Source organism: Burkholderia sp. Bp9012, assembly GCF_003853825.1.
Lineage (GTDB): Bacteria > Pseudomonadota > Gammaproteobacteria > Burkholderiales > Burkholderiaceae > Burkholderia > Burkholderia diffusa.
The window spans coordinates 18461-35884 of sequence record NZ_QTQA01000037.1 but is presented as its reverse complement, the minus strand read 5'-3'; the positions used below and the strand labels follow the sequence as shown (position 1 = coordinate 35884).

11 protein-coding genes are annotated in these 17424 nt (G+C 67.6%); 6 read left to right on the top strand and 5 right to left on the bottom strand.

The genetic code is table 11. The features are described 5' to 3' along the window. The first annotated feature begins 2 nt into the window (after positions 1-2). On the top strand, positions 3-1829 hold the full coding sequence (locus DIE11_RS32650; protein WP_124629496.1) for a phospholipase D-like domain-containing protein: 1827 nt from the start codon (positions 3-5) through the stop codon (positions 1827-1829). A gap of 123 nt (positions 1830-1952) precedes the next feature. Here the strand turns inward: DIE11_RS32650 and DIE11_RS32645 are convergent, their stop codons facing one another. From DIE11_RS32645 to DIE11_RS32635, 3 genes are all read right to left on the bottom strand, one after another. Further along, a complete protein-coding gene (locus tag DIE11_RS32645) occupies positions 1953-2627 on the bottom strand; it encodes a TetR family transcriptional regulator (RefSeq protein WP_059464545.1) in 675 nt (224 codons plus the stop codon). 115 nt (positions 2628-2742) lie between these two features. Further along, a complete protein-coding gene (locus tag DIE11_RS32640; protein ID WP_124629495.1) occupies positions 2743-4011 on the bottom strand; it encodes an FAD-binding oxidoreductase in 1269 nt (422 codons plus the stop codon). A gap of 135 nt (positions 4012-4146) precedes the next feature. Beyond that, positions 4147-5727, bottom strand: coding sequence for an amino acid permease (locus tag DIE11_RS32635; protein WP_124629494.1), 1581 nt, complete (start codon positions 5725-5727; stop codon positions 4147-4149). Positions 5728-6366: 639 nt separating this feature from the next. On the opposite strand from DIE11_RS32635, the gene DIE11_RS32630 reads away from it, so the two are divergent. Further along, the gene (locus DIE11_RS32630) at positions 6367-7878 is read left to right on the top strand and encodes an aldehyde dehydrogenase family protein (RefSeq protein ID WP_124629493.1); all 1512 of its coding nucleotides are present in this window, start codon (positions 6367-6369) and stop codon (positions 7876-7878) included. A gap of 131 nt (positions 7879-8009) precedes the next feature. On the opposite strand, the gene DIE11_RS32625 is transcribed toward DIE11_RS32630, so the two are convergent. Then, positions 8010-10469 carry a DUF3772 domain-containing protein gene (locus tag DIE11_RS32625; protein ID WP_124629492.1) on the bottom strand — a complete coding sequence of 820 codons (2460 nt, stop codon included), beginning with the start codon at positions 10467-10469 and terminating at the stop codon, positions 8010-8012. 419 nt (positions 10470-10888) lie between these two features. On the opposite strand from DIE11_RS32625, the gene DIE11_RS32620 reads away from it, so the two are divergent. From DIE11_RS32620 to DIE11_RS32605, 4 genes are all read left to right on the top strand, one after another. Further along, on the top strand, positions 10889-12307 hold the full coding sequence (locus DIE11_RS32620; protein ID WP_124629491.1) for an MFS transporter: 1419 nt from the start codon (positions 10889-10891) through the stop codon (positions 12305-12307). A 389-nt stretch (positions 12308-12696) separates the two neighbouring features. After that, the gene (locus tag DIE11_RS32615) at positions 12697-14160 is read left to right on the top strand and encodes a hypothetical protein (RefSeq protein WP_124629490.1); all 1464 of its coding nucleotides are present in this window, start codon (positions 12697-12699) and stop codon (positions 14158-14160) included. A gap of 161 nt (positions 14161-14321) precedes the next feature. After that, positions 14322-15434: a porin gene (locus DIE11_RS32610; RefSeq protein ID WP_124629489.1), complete on the top strand. Its 1113-nt coding sequence runs from the start codon at positions 14322-14324 to the stop codon at positions 15432-15434. Positions 15435-15444: 10 nt separating this feature from the next. After that, positions 15445-16497 carry a nucleoside hydrolase gene (locus DIE11_RS32605; RefSeq protein ID WP_124629488.1) on the top strand — a complete coding sequence of 351 codons (1053 nt, stop codon included), beginning with the start codon at positions 15445-15447 and terminating at the stop codon, positions 16495-16497. 6 nt (positions 16498-16503) lie between these two features. Here DIE11_RS32605 and DIE11_RS32600 read toward each other — a convergent pair whose 3' ends face one another. Next, on the bottom strand, positions 16504-17415 hold the full coding sequence (locus tag DIE11_RS32600; RefSeq protein WP_011354000.1) for a LysR family transcriptional regulator: 912 nt from the start codon (positions 17413-17415) through the stop codon (positions 16504-16506). Positions 17416-17424: the final 9 nt, after the last annotated feature.

Sequence of the window (17424 nt, the reverse complement as noted above, 5' to 3'; positions counted from 1 at the left end):
GAATGACCGTCAGCGTACGCAGCTATCTTTCTCCGACCCTGGTCCTGCTGGCCTTCGACTGGCCCGACGCGGCGTTGCGCACCGACTTCCTCGGCTTCGCGATCCGGCGCACGCCGGGTTTCTGGACGGCCGACGGCAAGACGCGGGCGCCGTACAGCTGGCTGCCGAACCGGCTCACGTTCGACGGCCCGGCCGCCGACACGCAGGGCGACGCACCGACCGACCAGGCGCCGATCCAGAAATTCATGTGGTGGGACGCGCGCATCGATCCGCAGGACCGCGATGCGTCATTCCGCTATGACGTCTATCCGGTCGTCGGCACGCCGGAGCACCTGCAGGTGCTCGATGCGGAGGCCGGCGTGTGCGAGGTCGTGTTGCCCGCTCATGTCGTGGATGGTGTCGGTACGTGGTTCAACCGTGCGGTCGTCAGCTCGCAGGCGTTCGCGAAGCAGGTCGCGGCACTGGGGCTCGCGCCGGATGCTGCGCCGAGCGCGGACCAGGCACTGAAGCTGCGCACGTGGCTCGCGAACGACATGGAACAGGTGTTCGCGGCGATGCTCGACCCCGCGTCGCGCGCGGTGTCGGCCGTCTACCATCTGACGGACACGCTGTGGGCGCTGCCCGCATTCGAGGCGTTCGGACGGCAACATGGCGAAGCGTCGCTCGCGATCGTCTACGACGCGCACGAGACTGCGCGCAAGGGCAAGCCGCCGCTGCCGTCGCCGAACCAGCCGGCCGTCGACGCGCTGCAGGGCCTCGCGACGCTCGCGCCGCGCGACCGGACGCACATCATGCACGACAAGTTCATCGTGACCGACGCACCGGCGAATGTGGTCACTGCGGTGACGCCCACGCGCGTGCTGACCGGTTCCGCGAACTTCACGACCGAAGGGCTGACGGAGCAGGCGAACGTGCTGCACGCATTCGATTCGCCGGCGCTCGCGGCGCTGTACAACGCGCGTGCGCACGCGCTGGCTGCGAATCCGCCGATCGCGGAGACGGCGAAATTGTCGGCGGGCTGGTCGGCGCCGATGACGATCGGCAGCGCGCAAGTGCGCGTCGCGTTTTCGCCGGAGCCGGCGGGGCAGCGCACCGAGATCGATACGATCGTCGCCGCGATCGCGGCCGCGAAGCATTCGGTGTCGTTCTGCCTGTTCATGCCGACCGACGCTGCGCTGCGCGACGCATGCTTTGCAGCCGGCGACCGCGGCCTGATGATGTTCGGCCTGGTGAACCGCATCAACGTCGGTAGCGCGACGAAGGCTGATGCCGCGCAGCACGACGGGCAGTCGCTCGATGCGGCGACGCTCGCGAACCTCGAGCTTTACCATCGCCAGCGCGATCGGCGCGACGTGATCGATGCCGCCTATTTTTCGCCGGCAACGGTGCCGCAGGGTTTCGAACCGGAGCTGCGCCTCTTTCCGGGCGAGCCGGCGCCGATGTATCCGCCGGTCGTGATCCACCACAAGTTCATCGTGATCGATGCGGAAGGCGCGAACCCGATCGTCTATACGGGCTCGGCGAACATGAGCCGCAACTCCGAGCAGTACAACGACGAGAACCTGCTCGAGATTCACGACACGCGGATCGCGGCGATCTATCTCGCGGAATTCCTGCGGCTCTACGAGCACTACCGCGCGCGGGCGCTGTCGATCGAAACGAAACGGCATGGCGCCGGTGTGCAGCGGCAGCTCGCGCTCGCACCGGATTCGAGCTGGGCGAAGAAATATTACGTGGCGGGAAGCCCGGAAGAGAAGGCGCGGATCGCGCTGGCGTCGACCGTGCCGACGGACTCGCCCGCGACGCACGCGCGGCGTGAGGCGGCATGAAGCAGCGCGCGGCGTGCGCTCGGCTCGTGCCGGTTGCAGGCGGCGCGGCGAGGTTCGGGAGGTGTGCCGGACGGCGAGTGGAATGCTCGCCGGCCGGCCTTCGGGCGGAATCGCGCGGTGCGCCTACGCGGCGACGTAGCGCAGCACGGAGTCGGTGATCGTCTCGCGATGTCGCGCGCGCAGCCGCGGCGCCGACGGATCGCGGCCGAACGCGGCGCCGAACGTATAACGGTTCGACACGCGGTGGAAGCAGAACGAGCTGATCAGCAGATGCAGGTCGAACGCGTCGATGTCCTTGCGGAAGGCGCCGCTCGCCGCACCGCGCTCGAGCAGTTCCTCGAGCGTCTTGATGATGCTGACGTTGCGGTTCTTGAACGACTTCAGCTGTTCGAGATACTTCGCGCCGTGGATGTTCTCGATCGACACGAGGCGGACGAAGTCGCGGTGCTTGTCGTGATAGTCGAACGTGAATTCGACGAGCCGGCGCATGCCTTCGCGCGGCTCCATGTCGCCGACGTGCAGTTCCTGCTCGAGTGCGCGGATGTCGCCGTACACCTTCTCCAGCACGGCCTCGTACAGGCCTTCCTTGCTTTCGAAGTAGTAGTACAGCATCCGCTTCGTGGTGTTCGTACGCTCGGCGATCGCGTCGACGCGCGCACCGGCGAGGCCCATCGCGGAAAACTCCTGCGTGGCGACGTCGAGGATGTTGCGCTTGGTTTGCTCGGGATCGTATTTGCGCCGCGCATCGGTCGCAAGTGCGCGGCTTTCGGACGTGGCGGCCTTGCTTCCAGCTTTCATGTGACTTTGTTGTGGGTTCGCGGCGGCATGAAAAATCCATTCTAGCATGCGGGAAATGCCGGCCCGGCCGACCTTTCGTTCTAATCGGCCGTGCGGTTTCGGCTGCTGCCGCCGCTCAGCGCCGGCACGACGCGAGCGCGTCGCGGGCCTGGTACGCGGTGTACGTGAGCTGCGCGGCGGCGAGTCCCGCGAGCCCGAACGTGCGCGTGAGCCCGAACGCGGCGAAGCCCGCCGGCACGGGCCGCTCCCCGGCCAGCGCGGCGGCGAGCACTTCGCCGGCGACGGTGGTGGGCGCCATCCCGTGACCGCCGAATGCGATCGCGTGCCACACGCCGTCCGCGTCGCGGCCGATTTGCGGCATCTTGTGCCGCGCGTAGCTCATCAGCCCGCCCCAGGCGTATTCGACCTTCACGCCTTCGAGCTGCGGATACACGCGCAAAAGGTCGCGTCGCAGCAGTCGCGCGATCGCGTCGGGGCCTCGGTCGAGCACGGAGATCCGGCCGCCCCACAGAATGCGCGTGTCCTTCAGCGGGCGGTAGTAGTCGAACGCGAAACGCGTATCGTAGATCGCGTACGGCGCGTCGATCGCGTCGGGCAGGCGCGTGCCGAGCGGTTCGGTCGCGATCACGTAGGTCGCGATCGGCAGCACCGCGCGCTCGATGCGCGGCGACACGCCGCGCGCATAGCCGCCGCCGGCGAACACGACGTCCTTCGCGCGCACCGTGCCCTGCGCCGTGCGCACGACGTAGCCGGCGCCTTCGCGCGCGATGCCGAGCGCGGCCGAGCGTTCGTACACGCGCGCGCCGCCGCGCGACGCGGCCGCCGCGACGCCGAGCACGTACTTGAGCGGATGGAAGTGAAACGCGTTCGGCTCGAACAGGCCGCCGTAATAGCGCTGTGTCTTCAGCCGCGCGCGCAGCGCGTCCGTCGAAACGGGTTCCCAGTCGACGTTGAATTCCTGCTTCATCAGCGTGCGCACGCCGTCGAGCCGCGATGGATCGTCGAACCAGTTCGCGAGCATCACGCCCTCGTCGACGATGTCGCAGTCGATCCCGTAGCGGGCGATCCGCGCGCGGATCAGGTCGACCGCATCGACGGTGAGCCGGTACAGGCGGCGGCCTTCGTCGCGGCCGAGCGTGCGCAGCAGGTCCGCGTTGTCGAGGCTGTAGCCGCCGAACACGAAGCCGCCGTTGCGGCCCGATGCGCCGAAGCCGACCCGCTCTCCGTCGAGCACGACGACGTCCTGCACGCCGCGCTCGACGAGGCCGAGCGCCGTGCACAGGCCGGCGAGGCCGCCGCCGACGATGCAGACCTGCGTGTCGATGGCGCCGGTCAGTTGCGGGTAGGGCTGGCGGGTAACGGTGGCTTCGTAGAAGTTCTGCATGCGTTTTCGGTGATTCGTCACGACGGAAAAACGGACGGCGCGCGTCGATCTTGCCTGAACGCGCGCGTCGCGTCGAATGGGTTTTTCAGTGCAACAGCCGCGGCGGTCGGGCGGCGGCCGTTGCACGACCGGGCGTCAGGCGCCCGGCGTCGGGTTGGGCGGGGCGGCAACGTAGGCCGGATAGCCGGTACTGGCCTTTACCGTCGCTTCGGGCGTCGCGTTGCGCTCGATCCACGGCGCGATCTCCATGTCCTCGTAGCGGACGAGCCGGCATTTGCGCACCAGCGCGTAGCCGAGCCAGATCGCGAGGAAGAACGGCAGGCCGATGTAGGTCGCGGCGATGCCGGCCCAGTCGATCCTGTCGGCGAGGAACGCCTGGTAGTCCTGGCCGAGTGCGACGACCGCGCACAACGCGAATGCGAACAGCGGGCCGAACGGAAACCACTTCGACCGGTATGGCAGCTGGTCGAGCCGATAGCCCTGCTTGAGGAAGCCCTTGCGGAACCGGTAGTGGCTGACCGCGATGCCGAGCCAGGTGATGAACCCGGCCATGCCCGACGTGTTCAGCAGCCACAGGTAGACGGTCTTGTCGCCAAACAGCGACGTGAGGAAGCACAGCGCGCCGACGGCGGTCGTCGCGTACAGCGCGTTGCGCGGCACGCCGCCCGGCGACAGCTTCGCGAACAGCCTCGGCGCGCGGCCTTCGACCGAGAGGTTATAGAGCATCCGCGTCGACGCGTACATGCCCGAGTTGCCGGCCGACAGCACGGCCGTCAGGATCACCGCGTTCATCACGCCGGCCGCGAACGCGAGGCCCGCGTGGCGGAACACGAGCGTAAACGGGCTCACGCCCACGTCGGTGACGTCGCTCTTCAGCAGGCTCGGGTCGGTGTACGGAATCAGCACGCCGATCACGAAGATCGCGAACACGTAGAACAGCAGGATGCGCCAGAAGATCTGGCTGACCGCGCGCGGGATCGTCGTGCGCGGGTTCTCCGATTCGCCGGCCGCGACGCCGATCATTTCGGTGCCCTGGAACGAGAAGCCCGCGATCATCGCGACGCCGAGCATCGTTGCCCAACCGCCCACGAAGGGCGCGTCGCCGATCGTGAAGTTGCCCCAGCCCGCGCTCGGGCCGCCTTGCATGATCCCGAAGATCATCAGCAGGCCGACGCCAACGAACGCGAGCACCGTCAGCACCTTGATCAGCGCGAACCAGTATTCGGCTTCCCCGAAGCCGCGCACCGACAGCGCGTTGAGCGCGAAGATCAGCGCGAGGAAGATCGCGCTCCACCAGACGCCTGGCACGTGCGGAAACCAGTAGTGCATCACGAGCTGCGCGGCGACGAGTTCGACCGCGAGCGTCACGGCCCAGCTGTACCAGTAGTTCCAGCCGAGCGCGAAGCCGAAGCCCTCGTCGACGAATTTCGCGCCGTAGGTCGCGAACGAGCCCGACACCGGCATGAACGCGGCCATTTCGCCGAGGCTCGTCATCAGGAAGTAGACCATCAGGCCGATCAGCATGTACGCGAGCATCGCGCCACCGGGGCCGGCTTGCGAGATCGACGCGCCGGACGCGACGAACAGGCCCGTGCCGATCGAGCCGCCGATCGCGATCATCCGCAGATGGCGCGCCTGCAGTGCGCGGTGGAGGGACGGCTTCGCGGGCGGCGAGCCGGACGGACGGGGCGAGTCGGGGCGGGCATCTGAATGCATGGCGGGTGCTGGGCGCTGTCTCCAGGATTGTTTTTTTGGCTACGAAGCGTGACGCGTCGCCGGCCGCCACGGCGGGCAGCGGCACTGCTGCGCGGGCTTGGTCCGGATCGACTGGAACGACCGGTGCACCGGCCGCGACGCGTATGCCTTCGTCTGTCGTCCGGCCGCTGATCGGCGGCGCGTCGGGGCGCCGGGTGCGGTGCACCTCGACGCCGCACCGATCGTATGTGCCGGCCGCATGCGCGGCAAACGATATTTCCGCACAGGGTGATGCAACTTTGTCATCAACTTATCGCGCATCGAAACCGGCCCGGTGGCCCGGCCACCGGCCCCGGACAGGTCCCATGACCGTACCGAATCAAGCGGTCTCGTCCTGCCCGGGTGTTGCGTTTTGGGAATGAAGTCGTGAGTTAATATCAATAGCGGCCCGACTTGTGGCCACCGACAATGTGTCTCATGGATCGTGCCTCGCGAGGCCGGGGCGTGCCGTCCGGCCGGGTTTCCGGCGGCGACGCCACGCGGCGCACCGGGCCTGCCGAGCTGCGCATCCGCTTGCACAGGGCGCGCGAACGCGCTCCAATCGAATCACGCGGGCGGCGTTGCCGCCGCACCGATCAATCTGTCCCTGAAGAGGAAGTGATGCAATTCAACGACATTCTTGCTGCGCTCGACATCGATCTCGCCCAGTGGAAAGGCAATGCGCTGACCGCGCGTTCGCCGCTCGACGGCGCGACGCTCGCGACGCTGGCGGTTGACTCGCCCGCCGACGCCGAGCGCAAGATCGACGCCGCGCACGACGCATTCCTCAAGTGGCGCACGGTGCCGGCGCCGGTGCGCGGCGAGCTCGTGCGCGTGTTCGGCAACGTGCTGCGCGAGCACAAGGCCGAACTCGGCCGCCTCGTCACGCTCGAAGCCGGCAAGATCACGTCGGAAGGGCTCGGCGAAGTGCAGGAAATGATCGACATCTGCGACTTCGCGGTCGGCCTGTCGCGCCAGCTTTACGGCCTGACGATCGCGTCCGAGCGCCCGGGTCACCGGATGATGGAGACGTGGCACCCGATCGGCGTGTGCGGCGTGATCTCGGCGTTCAACTTCCCGGTCGCGGTGTGGGCCTGGAATGCGGCGCTCGCGTTCGTGTGTGGCGATTCGGTCGTGTGGAAGCCGTCGGAGAAGACGCCGCTCACCGCGATTGCGTGCCACGTGCTGCTCGAGAAGGCGATCCGCGAATTCGAGAAGACCCACCCGGGCGTCGCGCCGAAGGGCCTGAGCCAGTTGGTGCTCGGCATGCGCGATGTCGGCGAGGTGCTGACGTCGTCGAAGAAGGTGCCGGTCGTCAGCGCGACGGGCAGTGTGCGGATGGGCCAGGAAGTCGCGAAGGTGCTGAGCCAGCGTCTCGCACGCGGCATCCTCGAGCTCGGCGGCAACAACGGGATGATCGTCGCGCCGAGCGCCGACCTCGACCTCGTGGTGCGCGCCGTCACGTTCGCGGCGGTCGGCACGGCCGGCCAGCGCTGCACGACGCTGCGCCGCCTGATCGTGCATCGCAGCGTTGTCGACCAACTGCTGCCGCGCATCGAGAAGGCCTATGCGTCGGTGAAGGTCGGCAGCCCGCTCGAGGAAGGCACGCTCGTCGGCCCGCTGGTCGACCGTGCGTCGTTCGACGCGATGCAGAAGGCGCTGGCCGACGCACGCGAGCAGGGCGGCGAAGTGAAGGGCGGTGAGCGCGTCGATGTCGGTCACGCGGATGCGTACTACGTGCGTCCGGCCATCGTGCGGATGCCGAAGCAATCGGCGGTGGTCGAGCGCGAGACGTTCGCGCCGATTCTCTACGTGATGGTCTACGACAACTTCGAGGACGCGATCGACGTGCACAACGCGGTGCCGCAGGGCCTGTCGTCGGCGATCTTCACGAACGACATGCGCGAGGCCGAGCAGTTCATGTCGTCGGCGGGCAGCGATTGCGGGATCGTCAACGTGAACATCGGCACGAGCGGCGCGGAGATCGGCGGCGCGTTCGGCGGCGAGAAGGAAACGGGCGGCGGCCGCGAGTCGGGTTCGGATGCGTGGAAGGCATACATGCGCCGTGCGACGAACACGATCAACTACAGCCGTCAGCTGCCGTTGGCGCAGGGCGTGAAGTTCGACGTCTGACGGAGGGGCCCGCAAGGGCGCGTTGACGTTCAATGACAAGGGCCGGTTGCCGCGAAGGCGGTAACCGGCCCTTGTCGTTTTCAGCGATGCGTGCGCGGCGATGCCCGATCTGCGCCCGCCCGATCACGTATTCATTTGTGATGGGCGGATCCGTCGATTGCCGGCATGTTCTGCACGACCAGCATCTGCGGCGTCGACAGCGTGATCTGCGACGCCCGCAACTGCTTCAGGATCTCGAACAGCAGGTCGCTCTTCGTCGCGCTCGCGATCCGCGGGCTCGCCACGTAGCCCGTGACGCTCAGCGTGATCCCGTCGGGCGCCAGCTGGCTGAACGTGACCGACGGCGCCGGCTTGTCGAGAATCGCCGGATGCTCGCGATACGCGTCGAGCAGCAGGTCGCGCACCTGCTCGGGGTCGGTGTTCAGCGGGAACGTCAGCATCAGCGTCGCGACGCCCTGCGTGCTGTTGCCCATCGTCACGTTGCGCACGTTCTGCGAGATCAGTTGCGAGTTCGGCACGATCACGGTCGAGCGGTCGCTGAGCTGGATCTCGGTCGCGCGCACGTTGATGCGGCGGATGTCGCCTTCGACGCCCGCGATGCTGACCATGTCGCCCACCTTCACCGGCCGCTCGGTCAGCAGGATCAGCCCCGACACGAAGTTCTTCACGATCTCCTGCAGGCCGAAACCGATACCGACCGACAGCGCGCTGACGATCCACGCAAGGTTGCTCCATCTGACGCCGAGCAGCCCGAGCGCCATCAGCACGAGCAGCACGTAGCCGACGTTGGTGAACAGCGTGATCAGCGACACGCGCATTCCCGCATCCATGCCGAGTGCCGGCATGAACTCGCTGTCGAGCCAGCGGCGCACCGAGCGCAGCAGGTAGAAGCCGATCGCGAACCCGATCACCGCGTTCATGATCCGGTCGGGCATGATGTTCAGGCTCTGCAGCCGCTGGCCGCCGATCATCGCGACTGCGCTGTCGAGGAGGTCGCTCGGCGTCGTGCCGAAACCGCCCGTCAGCAACGCGATCGCCGCGACCAGCATCAGCAGGCTCGTGCCGAGGCCGGACACGACGGTATGGGCCTGGTCGAGATGTCGGTCGTCGAGCGCGAACAGGTGCTTGATCTGCCTGCCGGTCGACAGGTTCGCGGAGAACAGGCTTTCGCTCGCGTCGCGCGTCAGCTGCGTCATGATGTAGACGCTGCACAGCACGATCTCGAACCACACAAGCTCGTAGGTGATGAAGCGTGCGACCGTGATGTAGCCGATCAGCAGCGCGCCGAGCGACACGACGATCGCCAGCGTGACGCCCGCATGGATCAGCCCCGCGAGCGTCGAGCGATCCTCGGGTGCCTCGCCGGATGCCGCAAGCGCGCTGCGTACGCGATTCGCGCGCAGGATCGACGCGCCGACGGTCAGCGCGACGACGAGCGAGACGATGCCGCGGCCGAACAGCGTGACGGACAGGCTGGTATCGACGATCCGGTTGATCGATTCGAGCGTGCCCGACATCAGCAGCAGCGCGGCCAGCACGCCGGGGAACGGCTTCATCGCGAGCGCGACGGGATCGGCGAGCGCGGGCAGCCGCCACGACGGATGCTTCGTGCAGAGCAGCGCGCGGCCGAGGCCGGCGATCAGCGCGCAGGTCACGGCGAGCTTCGCGAACTGGTCCCACAGATCGGTCATCGACGACGTGAGCTCGGAGTGGCGGGCGAGCGCGAGATAGAGGATCTGGACGGCGACCGCGGTCGCGAGCAGCGTCGAGAACGCCGTGGCCAGCGCCAGCGCACTGCGGCGCAGCCGGGTGGGCGGCAGGCGGTTCAGGCAGAACCACGCGAGCCCGCGTTCGACGATGCGGCGGCCGCCGAGCCAGACCGCGAGCGCTGCGATCATCAGCACCGTGGTGAGCGCGCGCTGGCCGGGTGTCCAGGACGAGCGCAGCATGTCGCGCAGTTCGTCGTTGAAATCGTCGAGCCGCTGCACGTCGTCCGGCGACAGATGGAACAGCGGCAGCCAGAACTGCGCGCCGAAGATGCTGCCGGAACGGAACGCGAGCTGGTTCTTCAGCAGGCTGCGGTGCAGCTTCGAGAACTGGTCGTTCAGGTTCGCGAGGTTGGTCTTCTGGTCGGCGGCCTGCTTCAGCGCCGCGTCGATCTGCGCCTTGCGCGCGTTCAGCGTCGCCCGCTGCTGTTCGACGGCGGGTGTTTCGGGCGATGCGCCCGGGGCCGGCGGCGGGCCGAGCACGTCGAGCTGCGCCTGGACCTGCGTGCGCTGCGGCGCGAGCTGGCTCTGCAGCTTGTCGACGTCGGCGCTCAGTTCCTGGGTCGCGTCACCGAGCTCGTCGAGCTCCTTGCTGTTGGTCGCGTTCGACGTCTGCTGCTTGATGCGGTCCTGTTGCACCTGCATCTGCTTGAGTTGCGCAACGGCGTCGCTGAGCGAAATCGTCGGCACGGGGACGCCGACGCCGCTTGCGCCCGGTGCGGACGCGGCCGTCGGAAATGCCGACGCGGTCGCGATCGCCGCGAACTGCAGCAGTGCGAACAGCGCGATCCGGCGTGCGTACGTGGATAGTCGTTGTATGGACATGGAATGCTTACGTTTTGCCGACAATGCCGGGTGCCGCAAGGCGCCCGGAAGCCGGGAGTTGGCCCGGTAGCATGTTACCGGGGCATGGCGGCCGCGGCGCTGCCGATCGTGCGCCTTCCCTTTCGCGTACAGCGGTGCCCGCACGGGCATGCGATTGCCGCGCGGGCCCTTGCCGGCGGGGCCGTGACGGTCGCATTCGCAGTCCGGCAGCGCAACGTCGTGACGCCGGCGAACCTTACAGATCCGACAGAACGTTACGCAATTTACACAATAGCCGGCGCGAAAGTGGGGTGTCCGAACCGGTTGGCCATGCAACGCGGCCCGAGCGGCGTGCCGGTACAATGCAGCGAATCGCCCGACGGCGGCCCGCTGGCCGCCGGACAACAAAACACACGACACGATCAGGAGACACGACCAAGATGGTCTCAACGGACAGCTTTCCACAGGCAACCGCCTCGTCCTCTTCCATCGACGCCGGCTCGATTTCGGCCCGCCTCGATCGCCTGCCGCCGACCCGCAGCGTCTGGAAGCTCGTCGTGCTGCTGAGCCTCGGCTTCTTCTTCGAACTCTACGATCTGCTGTACAGCGGCTACGTCGCGCCGGGCCTCGTGAAAAGCGGGATTCTGTCCGCGACGACGCACGGCCTGTTCGGCACCACGGGCGTCGCGAGCTTCATCGCCGCGCTGTTCTCCGGCCTTTTCATCGGCACGATCGCATGCGGCTTCCTCGCGGATCGCTTCGGCCGCCGCGCGATCTTCACGTGGTCGCTGCTGTGGTACACCGCCGCCAACGTCGTGATGGCGTTCCAGGATACGGCAGGCGGATTGAACTTCTGGCGCTTCGTCGTCGGCCTCGGCCTCGGCGTCGAGATGGTGACGATCGGCACGTACATCTCCGAACTCGTGCCGAAGCAGATCCGAGGCCGCGCGTTCGCGTGCGAGCAGGCGGTCGGGTTCGTCGCAGTGCCGGTGGTCGCATTCCTCGCGTACCTGCTCGTGCCGCACGCACCGCTCGGCCTCGACGGCTGGCGCTGGGTCGTGCTGATTGGCGCGCACGGCGCGCTGTTCGTGTGGTGGATTCGCCGCGAGCTACCGGAGAGCCCGCGCTGGCTCGCGCAGCAGGGTCGCGTCGACGAAGCCGATCGCATCATGCGCGCGCTCGAGGCGAAGGTCGAAGCCGAATACGGCCGGCCGCTGCCGCCGCCCGCGCCGGCCGAGCCGGTGCCGCCGCGCGGCAGCTTCCGCGACATGTGGGTGCCGCCGTACCGCAGCCGCACGATCATGATGACGATCTTCAACGTGTTCCAGACGGTCGGCTTCTACGGCTTCGCGAACTGGGTCCCGACGCTGCTGATCAAGCAGGGCATCACGATCACGTCGAGCCTCATGTATTCGAGCGTGATCGCGCTCGCCGCACCGCTCGGCCCGCTGATCGGCCTCGTGATTGCCGACCGCTTCGAGCGCAAGTCGGTGATCGTCGCGATGGCGGCGGCGATCGTCGTCTGCGGGCTGCTGTTCAGCCAGACGACGGTGGGCGCGTTCCTGATCGTGCTCGGCATCGGTCTCACGCTCGCGAGCAACATCATGTCGTACAGCTTCCACGCCTATCAGGCCGAGCTGTTCCCGACGTCGATCCGCGCGCGCGCAGTGGGCTTCGTCTACTCATGGAGCCGCTTCTCGGCGATCTTCTCGTCGTTCGTGATCGCGGCCGTGCTGAAGGGCTTCGGCACGTTCGGCGTGTTCGCGTTCATTGCCGGCGCGATGGTGATCGTGATGGCCGCGATCGGATTCATGGGGCCCCGCACGAAGGGCATCGCGCTCGAAACCATCTCGAAGTAACCGGTAGATGTGAACGCGTGTCGCACGGTTCGTGCGGCATGCGTGCCATGCGACGGCCTCGCATCGTGCGTATGGTGTATCGGAAATGATATGGCATGCGAATCGATTTTAAGAAGCCGTCGCTGCATAGCAGAAAACACGGCTTCCCGTGTCGGTCTCGAATGCCCAATCGACAAGCTTGCCACGCAACGAAAGATGGGGCGGCAACGAGTTGAAACAAAGCGTGACGAAGCGCAAATCCGCCGTGAAACCGCGCGTTGCGCCGCTGCCGATTCCTGCCCGGACGCGTAAAATGAAGGGCCTGACGACTCATTAGCCGCCATCGGACCGGTCGCGTTGCATCAGCGAACGGCTCCACCGCGAAGAGGCGTCGGCGCCGGGCGCACACGATGCGCCGGACGTGTCGATGGCTCGCGCGGAAGATGCGCCGCTCGCAACAGCAGCATGCGGCGGCCGGATCGGCCGATGGCTTCGAACGTATGAAGTTTTTCAGCTTGATGCGGCGATTTGCGAAGCCGCGTTGTCTTGCTCGTGCCGCCGCTGCGTGTATTGGGCTCGCCGCGGCACTGCCGATCTCCGTGCTCGTCGAGCGGCCTGTCTTTGCGGCGTCCGACGCACCGTTGCCCGCCGCTACGTCATCCCCATCAGTCGAGTCGCCCGCACCGGCGGCTTCCCGCGCGCATGCCGCTTCGTCGGCGCATGCATCGTCGGGTGCGTTGGCGGCCCAGCCCGCGCGTGCCGCATCACACGCACATCCTGCGGCGCCTGCCAGCCCGGCGTCGGGCGCATCGAGTGCATCGGGAGCATCTGCGGCTTCCCGCGCGCATGCCGCTTCGTCGGCGCATGCATCGTCGGGTGCGTCGGCGGCCCAGCCCGCGCGTGCCGCATCACACGCACATCCTGCGGCGCCTGCCAGCCCGGCGTCGGGCGCATCGAGTGCATCGGGAGCATCTGCGGCTTCCGCCGTTTCCGCCGCGGCACCTGCATCGGCCGCTTCCGCGACGCCCGCCAGCGAGGCCGAGGTACCCGCACCGACTCCGCCGCGCAAGCATCCACCCCTGTCGGCCGACGAGGCGAAGAATGCGACCGCACGCGCGGTCGACATGCGCAAGCGCTTCACGCAGGAAGTCACGCGGCGCCTGAACGTGCCGGCAAGCGAGCAGCGCGCGTACGGCGAGCGGCTCCAGAAGGCGCTCGCCGATGCGGATCTCGGCGACCTCGCCGGCGAATACGTCGCGATGGTCGACCGCGCGCCGAACGTACAGGCACTGTTCATCTACTTCCGCGCGACGCCGGCCAACGCGTGGATGATGATCGGCGCATCGCCGGTCGGCACCGGGCTGCCGGGCAAGTACGACCATTTCCTGACACCGCTCGGCGTGTTCCATCACTCGCCGGACACGATGGATTTCCGCGCGGAAGGCACGACGAACGAGAACGGCATCCGCGGCTATGGCCGCCGCGACATGCGTATCTACGACTTCGGCTGGGTGGATGGCGAGCGCGGCTGGGGCAAGGGCGGCGTGTCGCCGATGCGCTTCCAGATGCATGCGACCGACCCCGATCGCCTCGAATCGCTGCTCGGGATCCGGCACTCGAAAGGGTGCGTGCGGATTCCCGCGTCGCTGAACACGTTCTTCGACCGGCACGGCCTGCTCGACGACGATTACCAGGCGCGTGTCGAGGCCGGCAAGTCGCTGTGGGTGCTGCGTCGCGATCGCGATATCACGCCGATCGCGGGCCGCTACCTGGTCGTGATCGACAGTGCACGCAAGACGCGGCCGGCGTGGTCGCCGTTGCCGGGGCGCAAGGCGTGGTCGAAGGTGCCGAAGGGCGGCGACACGGCGGATTGACGGCCGGTGCAGCCGGCACGGGGGTGATCAGGATGAGAATAAATCCGTTTTATTGAACCATAACAAAAGCAAACTTTTATTATCAGATCCGGGTTCGTATAGTCGAGGCCAGTTTCGCGGAACCCTGCCGCGCCTGGACCACCACCGATCACACGACCCGCATGAAAACTCTCTACAAGCTCGCCCCGCTCGCGGTGCTCGGCGCCTTCGCGACGCATGCCTGTGCGCAAAGCAGCATCACGCTGTACGGTCTCATCTCGGCCGGTGTCGGGTTCGCGACCAACCAGGGCGGCAAGAACGCCTGGCAGGCGCTGTCCGGCACGAACCAGAACCCGCGCTGGGGGCTGAAGGGCAAGGAGGATCTCGGGCAGGGGCTGTCTGCAGTCTTCCAGCTGGAGAACGGCTTCAACGTGATGACGGGCACGGCCGCGCAGAACGGCCGCGAGTTCGGGCGGATGGCGTACGTCGGCCTCGCCGACCGCACCTACGGCGCGCTGACGTTCGGCCGCCAGTACGACGCGATCCACGACTACATCGGGCCCGTGATCATCGCGAGCAACGGCGTGAACATCGGCGACAACGACAACGGCTACAACGACATCCGCGTGCAGAACTCGGTGAAGTACGTGAGCCCCGTCTACTACGGCCTGAAATTCACCGCGCTGTACGGCTTCAGCAACGCGACCGGCTTCGCGAACAACAGCGCCTACAGCTTCGGCCTTGGCTACGAGCAGGGCCCGCTGCGCTGGAGCGTGGTCTACGCGCAGTACAACCATCCGTACAGCGCGACGAACCAGGATGGTGCGATCGCGAACGACTATGCGTCGCCGCTGCTGATCTTCAGCAAGAGCGCGATGTCGCCCGCGGCCTACGCGAGCCGGCAGCGGATCGCGGGCACGGGCGGCTTCTACACGATCGGCCGCGCGCAGTTCGCGGCGATGTTTACCGACGTGCGCTACGATTACCTCGACAATACGCACCTGCACCTGCAGAACCTCGGCGTGAACGTCGTCTACACGATGACGCCGCAGCTCTTTCTCGGCGCCGCGTATGCGTTCACGAACGGCAAGTACGACGTGATCGACAAGCGGCCGAAATGGCACCAGGTGAACCTGCAGGCCGATTACTACCTGTCGAAACGCACCGACGTCGCGCTGACGGTGATCGCGCAGCAGGCGGCCGGCGACGCGGACCATGCGCAGATCTTCGCGTACGCGCGCTCGACCGGCACGCGCCAGATGATGGCGACGCTCGGCGTCCGGCACGTTTTCTGAGCGCCAGACCATGACCCATCCGATCGCATCACGCCGCACCTTCCTGAAACTGTCCGCCGCGCTGGCCGGCACTGCGCTGCTGCCCGAAACGGGCGCGTTTGCAGCCGGCGGCGACGCCGCGCGCCGCACGGTGATCATCGATACCGACCCCGGGCAGGACGACGCCATCGCGATCCTGTTCGCGCTGGGCGCGCACGACCGGCTCGACGTCCGCGCGCTGACCGCCGTCGCGGGCAACGTGCCGCTCGACCTGACCGAACGCAATGCGCGGATCATCCGCGACTGGGCCGGCTGCACGAAGACGCTGCCCGTCTACGCGGGCTGCCCGCGTCCGCTCGTGCGCGACCTCGTGACGGCGGCGAACGTGCACGGCAAGACCGGGCTCGAAGGCGTCGAACTGCACGAACCGCGCGCCCCGCTTGCCGCCGGCCACGCTGTGTCGTATCTCGTCGATACGTTGAGCCGCGCGGCGCCGAACAGCGTGACGCTGTGCGCGCTCGGCCCGCTGACGAACGTCGCGACCGCGCTGGTCGAGGCGCCGCAGATTCGCGGCGCGCTGCGGGAAATCGTGCTGATGGGCGGCGCGTTCTTCGAGCGCGGCAACATCACGCCGGCCGCGGAGTTCAACATCTACGTCGATCCGCAGGCGGCCGAAGTCGTATTCGGCAGCGGCGTGCCGATCGTCGTGCTGCCGCGCGACGTCGCGGTGAAGGCGCCGATCACGCCGGCGCGCGTCGCGCCGTTCCGTGCGCTCGGCAACCGCAGTGGCGCGATCGTCGCGGACATCATGGATGCCGAACTGGCGTACAACAAGAAGCGACGCGGCGTCGAGGACGCGCCGATGTACGACCCGACCGCGGTCGGCTATCTCGTCGATCCGACGCTGTTCGGCGGACGCAAGGTGAACGTGATGGTCGAGACGACCGGGCAGTGGACGCTCGGCGAGACCGTCGTCGACTGGAACGGGCGCAGTGGCCGTGCGGCGAACGCGACGTGGATCAACGAGGTCGACGCGGACCGCTTCTACGCAGCGCTCGTCGAGCGCATCGCGAAGCTGCCCTGAGCGCAATCAGATGTGCTTCGCAATCCACTCGCGACAGGCCCGCACGTGCGGGCCGCGATCGTCGCCGGCGAGCGAAATCAGCGAGATCGCGCGCGTGACGCGCGGCTTGTCGACGCGCAGTGCGACGAGTTCGGGGTCGTGCAGATGCATCGTGTAGAGGCTCGGCAGCACGGCGGTCGCGAGGCCGTTGCGCGCGAGCGCGTAGAGCGGCTCGGTGTATTCCATCCGGTACGTGACGTTCAGGCGCAGCTTCTCGGCGCCGCCGGTGCGATGCAGCGATTCGCTGACGCTGCCGCGCACGAATACCGCGAGCTCGCGATCGACGAGCTTTGCCCACGTGACGCTCTTCGCGCGGGCGAGTGGATCGTCATGCCGCACGACGATCACGATCTCGTCCTCGAAGAGCTGCCGGTAGCGCAGCGTGCCGTCGTCGCTGTCCGGTTCGCGCACGCCGATGCCGAGATCCGCGACGCTGTCGCGCACGGCTTCGACGAGCGCGCTGTTCGGCAGGTCGGTTAGCGTGAAGCGCAGCGTCGGGTGTGCGTCGCGCAGTGCGTTGAGCGCGGGCAGCAGGCGGCCCGCGACCGACGGGATGAACGCGATGCGCACGGTCTGGATGCGTTCGCCGATGAGCCGCGTCATGTCGTCGAACGTGCCGCGCGCCTGGTTGAGCAGGCGTTCGGCGAGCGGCAGCACGGCTTCGCCCGCGGAGGTGAGCGTGAGCCGGTGCGCGGAGCGCGCGAACAGGCGCCCGCCGAGCAGGAACTCGATCTGGCGGATCGACGCGGTGAGCGCGGGCTGCGTGAGCGACAGCGCCTGCGCGGCCTGCGTGAAGCTGCGTGCGTGGGCGAGCACGACGAAGTGCTGGACCTGCCGCAGCGTGAGTGCGGGCAGCAGCGACGAGCGGTCGGACGACATCGGGCAATA